At 56.5% G+C, this 18576-nt stretch carries 16 protein-coding genes; 8 read left to right on the top strand and 8 right to left on the bottom strand.

Going from position 1 to position 18576, the window contains the following annotated elements; genetic code table 11:
* The first annotated feature begins 99 nt into the window (after positions 1–99).
* From fdhF to L463_RS16845, 3 genes are all read left to right on the top strand, one after another.
* The gene (gene fdhF, locus L463_RS16835) at positions 100–2247 is read left to right on the top strand and encodes a formate dehydrogenase subunit alpha (protein ID WP_080024796.1); all 2148 of its coding nucleotides are present in this window, start codon (positions 100–102) and stop codon (positions 2245–2247) included.
* Between the two features lie 321 nt (positions 2248–2568).
* A complete protein-coding gene (locus tag L463_RS16840) occupies positions 2569–2721 on the top strand; it encodes a Hok/Gef family protein (RefSeq protein ID WP_023295770.1) in 153 nt (50 codons plus the stop codon).
* Between the two features lie 121 nt (positions 2722–2842).
* A complete protein-coding gene (locus L463_RS16845) occupies positions 2843–3517 on the top strand; it encodes a tetratricopeptide repeat protein (protein ID WP_015570200.1) in 675 nt (224 codons plus the stop codon).
* An 80-nt stretch (positions 3518–3597) separates the two neighbouring features.
* Here L463_RS16845 and gltP read toward each other — a convergent pair whose 3' ends face one another.
* Positions 3598–4911: a glutamate/aspartate:proton symporter GltP gene (gltP, locus tag L463_RS16850; RefSeq protein WP_015570199.1), complete on the bottom strand. Its 1314-nt coding sequence runs from the start codon at positions 4909–4911 to the stop codon at positions 3598–3600.
* A 423-nt stretch (positions 4912–5334) separates the two neighbouring features.
* Between gltP and acs the strand changes: the two genes are divergently transcribed.
* The 3 genes from acs (at position 5335) to actP (ending at position 9382) form a co-directional block, all read left to right on the top strand.
* Entirely contained in the window at positions 5335–7293 is a 1959-nt protein-coding gene (acs, locus tag L463_RS16855; RefSeq protein WP_017382636.1) for an acetate--CoA ligase, read from the top strand.
* A gap of 128 nt (positions 7294–7421) precedes the next feature.
* Positions 7422–7736, top strand: coding sequence for a DUF485 domain-containing protein (locus tag L463_RS16860; RefSeq protein ID WP_017382635.1), 315 nt, complete (start codon positions 7422–7424; stop codon positions 7734–7736).
* Positions 7733–9382 (top strand): cation/acetate symporter ActP, encoded by a 1650-nt coding sequence (gene actP / locus L463_RS16865; RefSeq protein WP_017382634.1) that lies wholly within the window; start codon positions 7733–7735, stop codon positions 9380–9382. Before L463_RS16860 ends, actP begins: the two co-directional genes overlap by 4 nt.
* A 33-nt stretch (positions 9383–9415) precedes the next feature.
* Here the strand turns inward: actP and L463_RS16870 are convergent, their stop codons facing one another.
* Together L463_RS16870 and L463_RS16875 are read right to left on the bottom strand one after the other, a co-directional pair.
* A complete protein-coding gene (locus tag L463_RS16870; RefSeq protein ID WP_015570195.1) occupies positions 9416–10105 on the bottom strand; it encodes an LrgB family protein in 690 nt (229 codons plus the stop codon).
* Positions 10098–10508, bottom strand: coding sequence for a CidA/LrgA family protein (locus tag L463_RS16875; RefSeq protein WP_032103693.1), 411 nt, complete (start codon positions 10506–10508; stop codon positions 10098–10100). Before L463_RS16875 ends, L463_RS16870 begins: the two co-directional genes overlap by 8 nt.
* A 102-nt stretch (positions 10509–10610) precedes the next feature.
* Between L463_RS16875 and L463_RS16880 the strand changes: the two genes are divergently transcribed.
* Positions 10611–11525, top strand: coding sequence for a LysR family transcriptional regulator (locus tag L463_RS16880; protein WP_032103692.1), 915 nt, complete (start codon positions 10611–10613; stop codon positions 11523–11525).
* 36 nt (positions 11526–11561) lie between these two features.
* Here L463_RS16880 and L463_RS16885 read toward each other — a convergent pair whose 3' ends face one another.
* The 4 genes from L463_RS16885 to soxR form a co-directional block, all read right to left on the bottom strand.
* A complete protein-coding gene (locus L463_RS16885; RefSeq protein WP_003860270.1) occupies positions 11562–13208 on the bottom strand; it encodes a Na+/H+ antiporter in 1647 nt (548 codons plus the stop codon).
* Between the two features lie 152 nt (positions 13209–13360).
* Positions 13361–14710, bottom strand: coding sequence for a guanine/hypoxanthine transporter GhxP (gene ghxP / locus L463_RS16890; RefSeq protein WP_006810466.1), 1350 nt, complete (start codon positions 14708–14710; stop codon positions 13361–13363).
* A gap of 297 nt (positions 14711–15007) precedes the next feature.
* A complete protein-coding gene (locus tag L463_RS16895; protein ID WP_032103690.1) occupies positions 15008–15679 on the bottom strand; it encodes a glutathione S-transferase family protein in 672 nt (223 codons plus the stop codon).
* A gap of 356 nt (positions 15680–16035) precedes the next feature.
* A complete protein-coding gene (gene soxR, locus L463_RS16900) occupies positions 16036–16494 on the bottom strand; it encodes a redox-sensitive transcriptional activator SoxR (protein ID WP_003860275.1) in 459 nt (152 codons plus the stop codon).
* 98 nt (positions 16495–16592) lie between these two features.
* On the opposite strand from soxR, the gene soxS reads away from it, so the two are divergent.
* On the top strand, positions 16593–16919 hold the full coding sequence (gene soxS / locus L463_RS16905; protein ID WP_003860277.1) for a superoxide response transcriptional regulator SoxS: 327 nt from the start codon (positions 16593–16595) through the stop codon (positions 16917–16919).
* 6 nt (positions 16920–16925) lie between these two features.
* Here the strand turns inward: soxS and L463_RS16910 are convergent, their stop codons facing one another.
* On the bottom strand, positions 16926–18491 hold the full coding sequence (locus L463_RS16910; protein ID WP_032103689.1) for an EAL domain-containing protein: 1566 nt from the start codon (positions 18489–18491) through the stop codon (positions 16926–16928).
* Positions 18492–18576: the final 85 nt, after the last annotated feature.

Raw genomic sequence — 18576 nt, 5'->3', positions numbered from 1 at the left:
CCCCGCAAAGGGCCGTAAAGTCAGGAAATACCCATAGTAAAAACATGGCATAGAAGCTGCATATTGGGCAGGTAAGAACTGTTTAACTGGAGCAAAGTGATGAAAAAAGTCGTCACGGTTTGCCCTTATTGTGCCTCAGGTTGCAAGATCCACCTGGTGGTCGATAACGGCAAAATCGTCCGGGCGGAAGCGGCGCAGGGTAAAACCAATCAGGGCACGCTGTGCCTGAAAGGGTACTACGGCTGGGATTTTATTAACGATACCCAAATCCTCACGCCGCGCCTGAAAACCCCTATGATCCGCCGCGAGCGCGGCGGCAAGCTGGAAGCCGTCTCCTGGAATGAAGCGCTGGATTACGTCGCCACGCGCCTCAGCGCCATCAAGGCCAAGTATGGCCCGGATGCGATTCAGACCACCGGCTCCTCACGCGGAACCGGGAATGAAACCAACTATGTGATGCAAAAATTCGCGCGCGCCGTTATTGGTACCAATAACGTCGACTGCTGCGCTCGCGTCTGACACGGCCCATCGGTTGCAGGTCTGCACCAGTCGGTCGGTAACGGCGCAATGAGTAATGCCATCAATGAGATAGATAACACCGATCTGGTGTTCATCTTCGGCTATAACCCGGCGGATTCTCACCCTATCGTCGCGAATCACGTTATTCGCGCCAAACAGAACGGGGCGAAAATCATCGTCTGCGATCCGCGTAAAATTGAAACCGCGCGCATTGCGGATATGCACATCGCACTGAAAAACGGCTCGAACATCGCGCTGTTGAATGCGATGGGGCACGTCATTATTGAGGAGAACCTCTACGACCAGGCGTTTGTCGCGAGCCGTACGGAAGGGTTTGAAGAGTATCGCAAGATTGTCGAAGGCTATACGCCGGAGTCAGTAGAGGCGATAACCGGCGTCAGCGCGCAGGAGATCCGCCAGGCGGCGCGGATGTACGCCGGAGCGAAAACCGCCGCCATCCTGTGGGGCATGGGCGTGACCCAGTTCTACCAGGGTGTGGAAACCGTGCGCTCGCTCACCAGCCTCGCCATGCTGACCGGCAATCTGGGTAAAGCGCATGTGGGCGTGAACCCGGTGCGTGGTCAGAATAACGTGCAGGGTGCGTGTGATATGGGCGCGCTGCCGGACACCTATCCGGGCTACCAGTACGTGAAGTTCCCGGAAAACCGCGAGAAGTTTGCGAAGGCCTGGGGCGTGGAAAGTCTGCCGGCACACACCGGATACCGCATCAGCGAGCTGCCGCACCGCGCGGCTCACGGTGAAGTACGTGCGGCCTACATCATGGGTGAAGATCCGCTCCAGACCGACGCCGAACTGTCCGCGGTGCGCAAAGGCTTTGAGGATCTGGAGCTGGTGATTGTTCAGGATATCTTTATGACCAAAACCGCGGCAGCGGCGGATGTGATTCTGCCGTCGACCTCCTGGGGCGAGCATGAAGGTGTCTATACGGCAGCAGACCGCGGCTTCCAGCGCTTCTTCAAGGCCGTCGAGCCGAAGTGGGATCTGAAAACGGACTGGCAGATCATCAGCGAAATCGCCACCCGCATGGGCTACCCGATGCACTACAACAACACCCAGGAGATCTGGGACGAGTTGCGGCATCTGTGTCCGGACTTTTATGGGGCAACCTATGAAAAAATGGGTGAGCTGGGCTACATCCAGTGGCCGTGCCGGGATGAGTCAGAATCCGATCAGGGGACGTCATACCTCTTTAAAGAGAAGTTCGACACCCCGAACGGGCTGGCGCAGTTCTTCACCTGCGACTGGGTCGCGCCGATCGATAAGCTCACCGACGAGTATCCGATGGTGCTCTCCACCGTGCGTGAAGTGGGCCACTACTCCTGCCGTTCCATGACCGGCAACTGCGCCGCGCTGGCGGCGCTGGCGGATGAACCGGGCTACGCGCAGATCAACACCGCCGACGCCGAACGGCTCGGTATTGAAGATGAAGCGCTGGTGTGGGTGAACTCGCGTAAAGGCCGCATCATTACCCGCGCGCAGGTCAGCGACCGTCCGAACAAAGGCGCGGTCTATATGACCTACCAGTGGTGGATTGGCGCCTGTAACGAGCTGGTGACGGAGAACTTAAGCCCGATAACCAAAACGCCGGAGTATAAATACTGCGCCGTAAACGTGGAGCCAATAGCGGATCAACACGCTGCGGAACAGTATGTGATCGACGAATATAACAAGCTGAAAGCCCGCCTGCGCGAAAGCGCAATGGGATGAAGCCGTTAATTAATCGCTGACTAAATGGGGTGAGATATTCACCCCATTATTATTTCTGGCACCGCTATTAATTACATCTATATATATTTCTGAAGACGTCTCGCAGAAAAAATGTAATTTGCGCGAAAATTAATTACATCTTTGCATTTTAATTCAGCGAGATAAGATATGCGGCGGGTGCTTAAGACTTTCTGTCTTGAGCATTGTTGAGGGACAGAAAGTGGAAAGCCCCGGGAAATTTGCATTTACCCGAGGCTACCCCTCAACAACCAACAGGTTGAGAGTAGCCTCTTATTCTTTTTTTCACAAGGAGTAAAAGGCATGACGCCATTAAAAACTACGTTAGGCATCGTCTTTATTATTTGCCTGACGATAGTGATCTTTACCTTTATTACTCGCGATAAGCTCTGCGAGTTTTCAATAAAGAGTGAACATCAGGAGGTGGCGGCGAAATTAGCCTGTAACGCAGGCTAACCTCTTCGGGCGGAACGCGTGTTCCGCCCGGCTTGTGGGATGCTGAGGTCTTAACGCACCCGTTTTTTTCTTCTGTCACCGCGATTATACTGCGCGGCGTGTACCCAGATGATAAGAATCCATGAAAACCCTTTTTCTGATGTTGTTATTTTTAACCGCGTTTGCCCATGCCGATGAGATAGGCAGCCAGTATAAAAAGCAGGCTGAAGCGGGCGATGCGCGCGCGCAGTATTATCTTGCCGATACCTGGTTCAGTTCCGGCGACAGCGCGCAGGCGGCGCTGTGGGCGGAAAAAGCGGCAAAAGGCGGTGATGTCGACGCCATGGCGCTGCTGTCGCAAATCCACTTTTCGCAGGGCGACTATGCTCAGGCCAAAGCCCTGGCCCAGCAGGCAAACATTGCGGGCAGCAAACGCGGCGCGATCATGCTGGCGCGGGTGCTGGTGAACACGCAGGCGGGCAAAACCGACTACCCGCAGGCCATCGCACTGCTGCAATCGGCGACCGAAGACATCGATAGCGACTCGGCGGTAGACGCGCAACAGCTGCTGGGGCTGATCTATGCCAACGGCGTTGAAGTCCCTCAGGATGACGTGCAGGCCGCGTCGTGGTTCAAGCGGAGTTCGGCTCTGTCCCGGACGGGCTATGCGGAGTACTGGGCAGGAATGCTGTTCAGGCAGGGTGAGAAAGGCTTTATCACACCGAATAAGCAGAAAGCGCTTTACTGGTTAAACCTGAGCTGTACCGAAGGGTTTGATACCGGGTGTGAAGAGTTTGATGCGTTGAGCGGGGAGTAACGTGCCGGGTGGCGGCTTCGCCTTACCCGGCCTACAAAACCCGTAGGCCCGGTAAGCGCAGCGCCACCGGGCTTAGAATGTTACTGGTCAGCCGTTTTATCAAAACGACCCAGCACCTCGCGTTCATACGCCAGCGCTTTTTTACGGTCGAACTTGTGTTCCCACTTGGAGATTACCAGCACCGCCAGCGCATTACCCACCACGTTCAGCGCAGTACGCGCCATGTCTAGGATACGGTCCACACCGGCAATAAACGCCAGGCCTTCCAGCGGAATACCGACGCTGCCCAGCGTCGCCAGCAGCACCACGAAGGAGACGCCCGGCACGCCTGCGATGCCTTTTGAAGTCACCATCAGCGTCAGAACCAGCACGATCTCCTGCCACAGCGACAGGTCAATGCCGTACAGCTGCGCGATAAAGATTGCCGCAATACTCTGATACAGCGTCGAACCATCCAGGTTAAAGGAGTAGCCCGTTGGCACCACGAAGCTGGTAATGGACGCCGGCGCACCGTAGGCCTCCATCTTCTCAATGATACGCGGCAGCACGCTCTCGGAGCTTGCCGTGGAGTAGGCCAGAATCAGCTCATCCTTCAGGATGCGGATCAGGATCCAGATGCTGAGCCCGCACAGGCGCGCCACAATGCCCAGCACCACCAGCGCGAAGAACAGAATCGCGAAGTGCACCAGAATCACCAGCTTCGCCAGCGGCCACAGGGAGGCAAAGCCGAAGTTCGCTACGGTCACCGCAATCAGCGCGAATACCCCGACCGGCGCATAACGCATCACCATGTGGGTGACTTTGAACATGGTTTCGGAGACAGATCGGAACACGGTGACCAGCGGTTCACGGTGCGTCGCGGGCAGGGAAGAAAGCCCCAGACCAAAGAGTACCGAGAAGAAGATGATCGGCAGCATCTCGCCCTTCGCCATGGACGCGATAATGTTGGTCGGCACCAGCGAGAGAATAGTCCCCATCAGTCCATGCGAATGGCTCTGCACATCGGCGGTTGTGCTTTGGTATTTCGAAATATCCACCGTCGCCAGCTGCGACATATCGATCCCGGCACCAGGCTGGAACACATTCGCCAGGGTGATGCCAAGAACGATGGCAACCGTGGTGATCACTTCGAAATAGAGAATAGTTTTAACGCCGATGCGGCCTAACTGTTTCGCATCACCGACACCCGCGATACCGACCACCAGCGTCGAGATCACAATCGGCACAACAATCATCTTGATCAGATGAATAAAGATATCGCCCGCAGGTGAGAGAAGGTTCGCAATCAGCCACTCGCGGCTGTCGCTATGATAATGGAGGTAACTGCCCAGCAAGATGCCCAGCACAAGGGCCAGCAGGATCTGCCAGGCCAGGCTGACTTTCAAATTTTTCATAGAAACTGACTTCCTCAATGAAATCTCCGTACCATCAAAACTGCATGAATATGGAGACATACTGAAAGGGTATGAATTGTGTTGCGTTGGTTTATGGGATTTTTTAACGCGCCGTATGAGTATCATTTGCACGGCATGCTGCGCAAGCCTTAAAGAACAAGGCATTTCACTGCAAAAAGTGTCATTGACGGCAATTTATAGCAATTCGCATAAATAACCTTTTGTTATACAAAATATTTTCACTTCTAAAAAGTGAATAATTCTTCAGGTGAATTATTTTCCTTCAAAGTTTCATTCGCTCAATTTTCATACTCTTCAGACATTGCGTGATCTGTCGCCCAAATACTAAACAAAGCTTGTAAAGCCCCTACTATTAACGTTTTTGCGACATATTATTAACATCTTACAAGGAGAAAAAAAGCCATGAGCCAAATACACAAACACGACATTCCCGCAAACATTGCGGACCGTTGCCTGATAAGCCCGGAGCAATACCAGGAGAAATACCAGCAGTCCGTTTCCAGCCCTGACGCGTTCTGGGGTGAGCAGGGCCACATCCTCGACTGGATCAAACCTTATCAGAAGGTAAAGAACACCTCTTTCGCGCCGGGCAACGTCTCCATTAAATGGTATGAAGACGGCACGCTGAACCTGGCGGCGAACTGCCTGGACCGCCATCTTGCTGAACGCGGCAACGAAACGGCCATCATCTGGGAAGGCGACGATGCCTCTCAGAGTAAACATATCACCTATAACGAACTTCATCGCGACGTGTGCCGCTTTGCCAACGTGCTGCTGGCCCAGGGCATTAAAAAAGGCGATGTGGTGGCGATCTATATGCCAATGGTGCCGGAAGCCGCCGTGGCTATGCTGGCCTGCGCGCGCATCGGTGCGATCCACTCCGTTATCTTCGGCGGTTTCTCGCCGGAGGCGGTTGCCGGGCGTATTGTCGACTCAAATTCGAAGCTGGTGATCACCGCTGACGAGGGCGTGCGCGCCGGGCGCGGTATTCCGCTGAAGAAAAACGTTGATGAAGCGCTGAAAAACCCGAACGTAAAATCCATCAACAACGTCATTGTCCTCAAGCGCACGGGCGGCAAAATCGACTGGCACGAGGGGCGCGACCTGTGGTGGAGCGATCTGATTGAAAACGCGAGCGACCAGCATCAGCCGGAAGAAATGAACGCGGAAGATCCGCTGTTTATCCTGTATACCTCCGGCTCCACCGGTAAGCCGAAAGGCGTGCTGCATACCACCGGCGGTTATCTGGTCTATGCGGCCACCACCTTTAAATACGTTTTCGACTATCATCCGGGCGACATCTACTGGTGTACCGCCGACGTGGGCTGGGTCACCGGTCACAGCTACCTGCTGTACGGCCCGCTGGCCTGCGGCGCAACGACGCTGATGTTTGAAGGCGTACCGAACTGGCCGACCCCGGCGCGTATGTGCCAGGTGGTTGATAAGCATCAGGTCAACATTCTCTATACCGCGCCAACGGCGATCCGTGCGCTAATGGCGGAAGGCGATAAAGCCATCGAAGGGACCGACCGCTCTTCCCTGCGTATCCTCGGCTCCGTGGGCGAGCCGATCAACCCCGAAGCCTGGGAGTGGTACTGGAAGAAGATCGGCAACGAGAAGTGCCCGGTGATGGATACCTGGTGGCAGACCGAAACCGGCGGCTTCATGATCACCCCGATGCCGGGCGCCACGCAGCTGAAAGCCGGTTCGGCCACCCGTCCGTTCTTCGGCGTGCAGCCTGCGCTGGTGGATAACGAAGGCAATCCGCAGGAAGGCGCTACCGAGGGCAACCTGGTGATCGTCGATTCCTGGCCTGGCCAGGCGCGTACCCTGTTCGGCGACCATGAGCGCTTCGAGCAGACCTACTTCTCGACCTTCAAAAACATGTACTTCAGCGGCGACGGCGCGCGCCGGGATGAAGACGGTTATTACTGGATCACCGGACGCGTGGACGACGTGTTGAACGTTTCCGGCCACCGTCTGGGTACGGCGGAAATTGAATCTGCGCTGGTGTCGCATCCGAAAATTGCCGAAGCGGCGGTTGTCGGCATTCCTCACAACATCAAAGGCCAGGCGATCTACGCCTACGTCACCCTGAACCACGGCGAAGAGCCGTCGCCAGAGCTGTATACCGAGGTGCGCAACTGGGTGCGTAAAGAGATCGGCCCGCTTGCCACGCCGGACGTGCTGCACTGGACCGACTCGCTGCCGAAAACCCGTTCCGGCAAGATTATGCGCCGTATCCTGCGCAAAATCGCGGCGGGCGACACCAGTAACCTCGGTGATACCTCAACGCTGGCCGATCCTGGCGTGGTGGACAAACTGCTCGAAGAGAAGCAGGCCATCGCAATGCCTTCCTAGTGTTTTCTCCCTCTCCCCGTGGGAGAGGGCCGGGGTGAGGGCATCAGACCGCACCTTCCTCCCCTCACCCTCTCCCCACAGGGGAGAGGGGATAAAAACAAACCAACCTTACTTCTGGAGACTCTGTGATGAATAACGATATTTGTCAGCAGATAGAGAATAGTGCGCACTACAGGGAGCTCGTCGAAAAACGGCAACGGTTTGCCTTCATCCTTTCCATCATCATGCTGATTATCTACGTCGGCTTTATTCTGCTGATCGCCTTTGCGCCGCACTGGCTGGGCACCCCGCTGCATGAGGGTACCAGCGTCACGCGCGGTATTCCGATTGGGATTGGCGTGATCATCATTTCGTTTGTGCTCACGGGTGTGTACGTCTGGCGTGCGAACGGTGAATTCGATCGTCTTAACAGAGAAGTTCTGCGCGAGGTAAAAGCATCATGAAGCGAGTCCTGACGGCGCTAGCCGCCACACTTCCCTTTGCTGCCCATGCGGCAGATGCCCTTACCGGCGAGGTTCAGCGCCAGCCAACCAACTGGCAGGCGATTATCATGTTCCTGATTTTCGTGGTGCTGACGCTGTACATCACCTACTGGGCGTCGAAACGCGTACGCTCCCGTAACGATTACTACACCGCGGGCGGCAATATTACCGGCTTCCAGAACGGGCTGGCGATCGCGGGGGACTTTATGTCCGCCGCCTCGTTCCTTGGGATCTCCGCGCTGGTGTATACCTCAGGGTATGACGGCCTGATCTACTCCCTCGGGTTCCTGGTGGGCTGGCCAATCATTCTGTTCCTGATTGCCGAGCGCCTGCGTAACCTGGGGCGCTATACCTTTGCTGACGTCGCCTCCTATCGCCTGAAGCAGGGGCCGATTCGTACCCTCTCCGCCTGCGGTTCGCTGGTGGTGGTGGCACTCTATCTGATCGCCCAGATGGTCGGCGCGGGCAAACTGATCGAGCTGCTGTTCGGCCTGAACTACCACGTCGCGGTGGTGCTGGTCGGCGTGCTGATGGTGATGTACGTCCTGTTCGGCGGCATGCTGGCCACCACCTGGGTACAGATCATCAAAGCGGTACTACTGCTGTTCGGCGCCAGCTTTATGGCCTTTATGGTGATGAAGCACGTCGGGTTCAGCTTCAATAATCTGTTTACCGAAGCGATGGCGGTCCACCCGAAAGGGGAAGCGATCATGAGCCCGGGCGGGCTGGTGAAAGATCCGATATCCGCGCTCTCGCTCGGTCTCGGCCTGATGTTCGGTACCGCTGGCCTGCCGCATATCCTGATGCGTTTCTTCACGGTGTCAGATGCGCGTGAAGCGCGTAAAAGCGTGTTCTACGCCACCGGGTTTATGGGCTACTTCTACATTCTGACCTTTATCATCGGCTTCGGCGCAATCATGCTGGTGGGGGCAAACCCGGCGTTTAAAGACGCGGCGGGCGCGCTTATCGGCGGTAACAACATGGCGGCGGTGCATCTGGCCGACGCGGTGGGCGGCAACCTGTTCCTCGGCTTTATCTCTGCCGTGGCCTTTGCCACCATCCTCGCGGTGGTTGCAGGGCTGACGCTGGCCGGTGCGTCTGCGGTATCGCATGACCTCTACGCCAACGTCTTCCGCAAAGGCGCGAGCGAGCGCGATGAGCTGAAAGTCTCCAAAATCACCGTGCTGGTGCTGGGCGTCGTCGCCATCCTGCTGGGGATTTTGTTCGAGAAACAGAACATCGCCTTTATGGTCGGGCTGGCCTTCTCGATTGCGGCAAGCTGTAACTTCCCGATCATTCTGCTCTCCATGTACTGGTCAAAACTGACCACCCGTGGGGCGATGATTGGCGGCTGGCTGGGCCTGCTGACGGCGGTGATTCTGATGATCCTCGGCCCGACCATCTGGGTGCAGATCCTCGGTCACGAAAGCGCTATCTTCCCGTATGAATACCCGGCGCTGTTCTCCATTGCCGTGGCGTTTATCGGGATCTGGATCTTCTCTGCCACCGATAATTCACCGGAGGGTAACCTGGAGCGTGAAAAATTCCGCGCCCAGTTTATCCGCTCGCAAACCGGCCTGGGCGTTGAGCAGGGCCGCGCGCACTAAGCCTTTTCTCCCCGGTCGCTCTGGCCGGGGAGCTTAAAACATCACCCACGCCACCAGCGGCGCAATCAGCACCATCGTGACGCCCGAAAGCATCATCACCAGGCTCGCGACCACGCCCTCCTGCTGTCCCAGCTCATACGAACGTGCCGTCCCCGCCCCGTGCGACGCCGCGCCAAACCCCGCGCCTTTCGCCATCCCTTCGCGAATGGAAAGCCGCAGAAACAGCACATCCCCCACTGCCATGCCGAAGACGCCCGTCACCACCACAAACAGCGCCACCAGATCCGGCTGGCCACCGAGCGGTTTGGCGGCTGCCAGCGCAAACGGCGTGGTCACCGAACGCACCGCCAGGCTGCGCTGGATTTCATCCGACAGGGTAAACAACCGCGCCAGCCAGACCGAACTGCACACCGCCACCACCGTCGCGGTGACGACACCCGCGCTGAGCGACATCCAGTGGCGTCTGATAATGGCGAGGTTGTCATAAACGGGTACGGCGAAGGCGATGGTCGCCGGGCCGAGCAGCCACAGCAGCCAGTGGGATTCGCCAATGTAGTTCTGCCAGGAGATATGGCCGAAGACCAGCATCAGCACCAGCAGGATCGGCGTAAAGACCAGCGGCATCAGCGGCAGCGCGCGAAAGCGGCGATACAGGCGCTTGTTGGCAAAGTAGATGACGACTGTCGCAATCAGGCACAGCACGCTTATCTGAAAGTTAGTCATGCGTCTGCCTGCTGATTTCAAAGCGATACACTTTATCCACCACCCAGGCGGTGGCGCCCAGCACCATCAGCGTGCTCAGGGCGATAACCGCAAAGATGCGCCAGCCGTCGACCATCAGCAGCTGGGCATAGTTCACCACCGCCACCACGGCCGGCACAAAGAACAACAGCATCTCCGCCAGCAGCCAGCGTGCGCCGGCCCGCACCCAGCTAAGGGGCAACGCGCGACAGAGGATCAGCGTCAGCATCAGCACCATCCCCACCAGGTTGGCGGGTAAAGGCAGATGCAGCCAGTCGACAAGATATTCCGCGAAAACAAACAGTCCCGCGTAAAGCAGTACCTGAACCGGTACCTGGAGTCGTTGCACAACGGCAGGCGTAACACGGCTTAACGCCACGGCCATGGGGGTTTTCCTCAGAAATGAGACGAGGCGCCAGTATAGTGAGCGTACGGTATCGACTGAAATGAATTAAAATCATCGAAGGTATAGTTTCGAGGAATAATCATGGACATAAGAACGCTGCGCTATTTTGTCGAGGTGGTTCGCCAGCAAAGTTTTACCCGCGCAGCGGAGAAGTTATTCGTAACCCAGCCAACCATCAGCAAGATGCTGAAAAACCTCGAAGATGAGCTGAACTGTACCCTGCTGATCCGCGACGGACGCAAGCTACTGCTGACCGATACCGGTCGCGTGGTGTTCGAGCGCGGGCTGGCAATTCTGGCGGAGTTCCGCCAGCTGGAGGCCGAGCTTGGGGACATCAACCATCTGACAAAAGGGCTGCTGCGGCTCGGTATTCCGCCGATGGTCGGCATGATGATGGCCGGTCCGATAAGTCTGTTTCGTCAGCGCTATCCCGGCGTGGAGCTAAAAATTTCTGAATTTGGCGGCCTGACCGTGCAGCAGGCGGTGATGAACGGTGAACTGGACGTGGCCATGACGGCCCTTCCCGTGGAGGAGGAGAGCGGCCTGGCGACGCTGCCTCTGTTCAGTCACCCGCTGTGCGTGCTGGTGCCGCGCTCCGGCGACTGGCTGAAGATTGAGTCAGTAAAACCCGAGCTGCTCGGCGAACACCCGCTGCTGATTTACAACGAAGATTTCGCCTTAAGCCGCCAGCTGATGGCGCTGTTTAACCAGCATAACGTGAAGCCGCGCATTGCGGTGCGCAGCGGCCAGTGGGATTTTCTGGCGGCGATGGTACAGGCGGGCGTGGGGATTGCCATTCTGCCGCAGCCGATCTGCGAGCGGCTGGATAAAAATACGCTGCGCTGGATCCCGCTGGAGAGCGACCTGCACTGGCAGCTGGGGATGATCTGGCGTGAAGGGGTCTATCTGTCGCACAGCGCGCAGGCGTGGTTGCAATGCTGTGAGGGGTTTTGGGTACCCTCTCCCACAGGGAGAGGGTACCGATCGAGCACGTAGGCCCGGTAAGCGCAGCGCCACCGGGCAATTACAGCGCTACTGATTCTCAATCAACAACGCTTCCAGCAGATCCAGATCGTGCAGCAGCTTTTGCAGCGTCTCGTTGCTGATCTGCCGCGTGGCGCGCAGGTGATACAGCTCGGCACGCTCGGAGCGCAGCGCCGCCAGGCGGAAACGGCGTTCGAGGTTCTCTTCCTGCAACGAACTTTCCACGTCGTTACGTCCGTCAGCACGGCGACGCAAATTACCGATCACGCGTGAACTGACTTCCTTCAGCAGCTGGTTATCAATGTTCTCTTCGGCATCGGCGGCCAGACGCTCCTCCATCTTCTCGATGGCGACAATCGCCACTTCCGCCGTCGCCGCACGGGCAATCCGCTCTTCTTTGTGCTGTTGCGAGGAGTCCCCTGCGTCAATATGTTGCAGCAGAATCGGCAGCATAATCACGCCGACAAACAGGGAGAAGAGGATCACGCCCGCCGCCAGGAACACCAGCTCGTAGCGCGCCGGGAAGACGTCACCCGTCGGCAGCAGCAGAGGAATGGAGAGCACACCAGCAAGGGTGATCGCCCCGCGCACGCCCGCGAAAGAGGCAATCAGCAGCTCGCGCGTGGTCCACGAGCCGAACTCCATCGGCTTTTTGGTCAGGAAGCGAACGCTGAATTTCTTCATCGTCCACAGCCAGCCGAAACGCACCAGCATCAGCGCAAGGTAGATGAGCACGATATCGGTAAACAGCATCCAGACTTCAACGTTTGGATCCGCTTCGGCTGCAATCAGCGAGGATTCCATAATGCCCGGCAGTTGCAGACCCAACAGCAGGAACACCATGCCGTTAAACACAAACTCGAGCATGGCCCAGGTACTGTTCGCACGCAGGCGCATCGCCAGCGGCGCGCGGCGCATAACGCCGGAGCGGGTGATGGTCATCCCCGCGGCTACCGCCGCCAGAATACCCGACACGCCGATGTGTTCGGCAATCAGGTAAGAGGCAAACGGCAGCAGGAACAGCAGGACGATCTGCGTAGCGGGTTCGTCGCCACCCCAGCGGCTGAGGAAGCGCAGCGAGCGTCCGTACAGCCAGCTCACCACAAAGCCCGCGAGGATACCGCCAATCGCCACCTTGAAGAATTCCAGGGTAGCACCGCCGACGGTAAAGACCATGGTGCCCATGGCAACCGCCACGGCAAACTTCAGGGCGACCAGGCCAGAGGCGTCGTTCATCAGCGCCTCGCCCTGCAAAATGCCCATGATTTTCTTTGGAATGCGCCCTTCGCCCACAATGCCGGACAGCGCCACGGCGTCGGTAGGCGACAGCACGGCGGCCAGCGCAAAGGCGGGTATGAGCGGGATCCCCGGTACGGCCCAGTAGATCAGAAAACCAATCCCGACCACGGTGACCACCACCAGCGCCAGCGCCAGGCCGAAGATCTCTCGCCCGTGCTCCAGAAATTCGCGCGTCGGCGTTTTCCAGCCATCGGCAAACAGCAGCGGCGGGATGAACAGCACGAGGAACAGTTCCGGATCGAACTCCACGTGCAGACCGAACGTCGGCCACGCCAGCAGCGCACCGATAGCTATTTGCATTAAAGGCAGGGGGACCTGGAAGGGCAGTACGCGTGTAACCACCCCGGATAATGAGACCACAAGGGTCATGATGAGTATTGTGAAGAAAATTTCCATGCGTTCCCTGTTTGCTGTGTTTCTTATATGCCAAACCTGAGGCGTCGTGCCTCTTATTCTATCCTCTCCAGAGTAACGTAAAAGGCAACAGGATGAGTCCTGAAAATAAAAACGGGCGGCCTGAGCCACCCGTTTTCGCATAAAAAGTCAATTCAGATGGCCCAGCCGCCCGCGTAGAACGCCACCAGCGCAACGGCGATGACCACGGTACCGATGTTCAGCTTACGCCACTCACCGGAGACCAGACGCCCAATCACCAGCGAGGCGAAACCGATCATAATGCCGGTCACGATGTTACAGGTCAGCACGATGAATACCGCAGTGATCAGGCCTGACATGGCATCAACAAAATCCGCGAAGTCGATTTTCGCCACGTTGCTCAGCATCAGCAGGCCGACGTACATCAGCGCAGGTGCGGTCGCGTAAGCCGGCACCAGATAAGAGAGCGGAGAGAGGAACAGGATCAGCAGGAACAGCACGCCAACGGTGATGGCCGTCAGGCCGGTTTTACCGCCTGCCGCCGTACCCGCTGCGGACTCAATGTACACCGCCGCAGGCGCCGCACCTACCAGGCCAGAGAAAACGCTGCTCAGGGAGTCGGTGGTCAGCGCTTTGCCGCCGTCAATAATCTGTCCGTCTTTATCCAGCAGGTTAGCCTGACCGGCCACCGCGCGGATGGTGCCCGTGGCATCAAACACCGCGGTCATTACCAGCGCCAGCACGCTTGGCAGGATCACCGGGTTCAGCGCGCCCACAATATCCAGGCTGCCAATCAGGGAGTTGCCTTTGTCATCACTCAGCGACGGCATGGCGAAAATCCCGGAGAAATGAACGGTCGGGTCGAAGATCAGGCCGACGATGGACACGCCGATAATGGTCAGCAGAATGCCGCCCGGCACTTTCAGTTTTTCCAGGCCAATGATCACCGCCAGACCCACCAGCGACATGATCACCGGGAAGCTCGCGAAGTTACCCAGCGCAACCGGCAGGCCGTCCAGCGGGTTCTTGATGACCAGACCCACGCCGTTGGCAGCGATCAGCAGCAGGAACAGGCCAATACCGATGCCGGTGCCGTGCGCCACGCCCTGCGGCAGGTTGCGCAAAATCCAGCTACGAATGCCGGTTGCTGAAATTACGGTGAACAGCACGCCCATCAGGAACACGGCGCCGAGCGCTACCGGGACGCTGATATGCTGGCCCAGCACCAGGCTGAAGGCGGTAAACGCGGTCAGGGAGATGGCGCACCCGATCGCCAGCGGCAGGTTCGCCCACAGGCCCATCACAATCGAACCCACACCCGCAACCAGGCAGGTGGCAACGAAGACCGCCGCTGGCGGGAAGCCCGCTTTGCCGAGCATGCCTGGCACCACGATGACGGAGTACACCATCGCCAGAAACGTGGTCAGACCGGCAACAACTTCCTGGCGCACGGTGCTGCCGCGAGCAGAAATTTTAAACATGGCGTCAAGTGAACCGCCGGTACGCGCAGATGGCGTAGACATAGAAAACATCCCCTGAAAATTTTTATTGAAAGTCCGTAAGCGTGGTGGAGACTCCACTGCCAGCGAAACGTCAAATCCTTGTGCTGCGTTTGCGACGAAAGGGGCGTCACAAAAAAAGCAAACGTTTAGCTCCGCGCTTACAAAACGGGTGGTCAAATGTAGGCAAACGATTATCTAGCCTAATACCCGCCCTTTTCAACTGAACTTTCTCGTTTTTCGCTAAAATTGCCTCATGACGATGAAGAATTAAGCAGAGGATGCGCAAACGTTATCGTCCATGCGCAATTTCGTTACATTTCATCCCTCGCCGGGGATTGTCAGCGGGCCGCCTTTCGCAAGCGTTGTCTGCCAGCCCGGACGTGCCTCCACTCTCTGTTTCCACGCCTCTGTGTGGTCGAGATTGTCGATGCCGCCTCTCGCCAGCAGGGCGAAGAGGGGAAAACTCATCTGGATATCAGCCATGGTCAGCGTGTCGCCGGCAAACCAGCTGTTTTCGGCAAGATGATCGTTAATAAAGCGCGCATGCGTTTCCAGCTGGCGGTTGAGATACGCTTTTTGCACCCCCTGCCCCAGCGCCTTACCCAGCGTGCGCAGGCCAAACGGGACGGGTGGTTTGCCGAGGCTGTTAAACACCAGCTTCATTAACAGTAGCGGCATCAAAGACCCTTCGGCGTAATGCAGCCAGAAGCGATACTGCACTTTATGGGCGGGATCTAACGGTTTGAATCGTGACGCCGAATCGTACGTTTCCTGAAGATATTCCAGAATCGCGCCTGATTCGGCCAGCACCAGCCCGTTATCTTCCAGTACCGGGGATTTCCCCAGCGGATGCACTTTTTTGAGCGAATCAGGTGCAAGCATGGATTTTTCGCGCTGGTAGCGCACAATCTCATACGTCAGACCCAGCTCTTCCAGCGCCCAGAGGACGCGATGTGAACGAGACTGATTAAGGTGGTGGACCGTTAGCATGATGTTCTCCGGTGATTCATACTTTTTAACTATAGAAAACTGAACAACTTCACGAAAAAAATTTGGCTAAAATCTCACCGTCTCCGGTGGCAAAAACGGCGGCCGGGCATAGAATTAAAGTGTCAGTACAAACCGGAACCTCCTCCACAAGCTCGACACGAGGGGTACTGATGTCGGGGGAAACCCTCCCGTGAGCCAGCGGGATAGAGAGAAAGACAAAGACCGGAAAAAACTAAAGCGCCCTTAGTGGCGCTTTAGTTCTTTATGCTTGTTGCCGGGTGGCGGCTGCGCCTTACCCGACCTGCAAAACCGAGAGCGTAGGCCGGGTAAGCGAAGCGCCATCCGGCAAACACCTCTCAATCCTCCTCCAGCAACCGCGCCCCTGTTCCCTGCTCGCCCAGCCTGTCACCCGGGTTACGTAGCGGACAATCGCTGCGTGATAAACACCCGCAACCAATGCAGCCGTCCAGCTCATCGCGCAGGGCCACCAGCGTGTGAATACGACGATCCAGCTCTTCTCGCCACTGGGACGACAGCTGCTTCCACTCCTTCGCGCTCAGCGAGTGCCCTTCCGGCAATACGCCGAACGCGTCACCGATGGTGGCCAGAGGAATGCCGATACGTTGCGCAATTTTGATGATCGCCACGTAGCGGAGCACATCGCGGGTGTAGCGCCGTTGGTTTCCGGCGTTACGGATACTTTTTATTAACCCTTTGCTTTCATAGAAGTGGAGTGCCGACACCGCCACACCGCTTCGCTTAGCCACTTCACCGGGGGTTAACAGCGCTTTGATGCGCGGTAATCTCTTTTCCATAAAACCTCTTTACCTCAAGTTAACTTGAGGAATTATACTCCCCCGCAGAGAAAACGACGAATCAACCAGGACAGATGTCTCCACAGAGGGGTAACCTTATGTCGCATCAGCAAATTATTCAGACACTTATTGAATGGATTGATGAACATATCGACCAGCCGTTGAACATTGATGTGGTCGCTAAGAAGTCGGGCTATTCGAAATGGTATTTACAGAGAATGTTCCGCACCGTAATGCATCAAACGCTGGGTGATTACATTCGCCAGCGCAGGCTCCTGCTGGCGGCGCAGGCGTTACGCTCCACGCAGCGGCCCATTTTTGATATCGCAATGGATCTGGGCTATGTGTCGCAGCAGACCTTTTCCCGCGTCTTCCGCCGCGAGTTTGACCGTACGCCGAGCGACTACCGTCATCAGCTCAATTAATGCGTGTTAACGCAAGGGTTGCTGCTGCCAGGCCATAAATGCCTGGGGCGGCATCGCTTTCGCGAAGTGCCATCCCTGACAATACTGCACGCCACGCTTCAGCAACCAGCTCACCTGCTCCCCCGTCTCGACCCCTTCCGCAATGGTTTTCAGCCGCAGGCTTTGCGCCATCTCAATGATGTGCTCGGCAATCAGGTGGCTGGTGCTGTTGGTGGTTAAGGTATCGATAAAGGATTTGTCGATTTTCAGGATATCGACGTTCAGCGAATAGAGGTTATGCAGGTTAGAGTAGCCGGTTCCGAAATCATCAATCGCCACTTCATACCCCGCCTGGCGAAACGCCTGAATGACCGGCGTGGTTTTCGGCACGTCAATAAACCCCCGCTCCGTCACCTCAATTTTGATTTGCTGCGCGCGAACCGAGTAAAAGCGGGCTTTGTCGGAGATCAGGGCGATAAGACGCGAAGAGTGAAAATCCGACGCCGACAGGTTAATCGAGACATACAGATCGGGATGAGCGGCAAGAAAATGGCCCAGATCGCTGAACACCTCCTCCACGACGTAATCCGTAATGCGCTCAATCATCCCCTCTTTTTCTGCCAGGGGAATAAATTCCGCCGGGCTCATAACCTGACCGTTGAATCCAGGCCAGCGCAACAACGCCTCTGCCCCCACGCACTGGTTATTTTTAATATCAATAATGGGCTGATAATGGACGCACAGCTGGCGTTTATTCAGCGCCCGGTGCAGAAGTCGGCCAGGCGAATTGAATTCACGGTGTGTACGCGACCACACCAGCAGAATAATAATGCTGCAAATTATCCCCAGCGGTAGCGTCAGGGTAGCCTGATGATAAAGCGTTTTATAAAAACGGGCGCTGGAGGTTGAAACGATGGCCGCAATCGGCCGCTGCCCGGATTTCACGATCGTATAAAAACGGTCACCTTTCTGAAAAGTCGTTTCCTGATGTCGAAGCATCGAATGCAATAAAGAAATATTGGCTTTCTGGCTTACAGAAAAGAATGCATTGCTGACGGTGTCATACACCCCCCACGACAGGGAACGATCGTCTGACATCACCTCACTGTACGAAAGCGGGTTGACCACTGCGACATAATTTCCGCGCTGCATATATATCATTTTATAACCATCAAAAAATGGCGTATCGCGAAAATAATAGATAGCAACGTCGGGTTTACGTGTGTAATTGGCAGCGGGAATGGTGTAAGGATGATCCGGCGTAAAAAGGGTCGAGCAGAGAAACGCCTGGCCTTCAGCATAAATTAAATCGGCAACAAAAAGACGACCGCGGGAAACGTTCAACATATATTGACGATGCTCCGGCGTACACACTTTTCCCTGATATTTTTCCGCGTCTTCCCGGGCCAGATCAACCTGTTGAATAACCCGTTCAGTTTTGTTTAAAGCAAGTTCAGCAAACGTGCGCAGCTGGGCGCTGATTTCCGACACGGCTCTAAGCTGGGCAAACCATAGCGCAAGCATCACCGGCAGCATAACTACCATGATAATCCCGACCACTTTGAGCATGTTGCGCAGCGCGCTACGATTCATTTCCCGCTCTGTATCCCTGCATGTTGTACGCCTGTAGCAATGAAGACCGGCTGCTTTGATAAACAGGTGATTACGTTGCATGAAT

The organism is Enterobacter sp. BIDMC 27, from assembly GCF_000534415.1.
Lineage (GTDB): Bacteria > Pseudomonadota > Gammaproteobacteria > Enterobacterales > Enterobacteriaceae > Enterobacter > Enterobacter hormaechei_C.
Note: the sequence above shows the minus strand (reverse complement) of the source record. Positions and strands in the feature narration are given on the sequence as shown.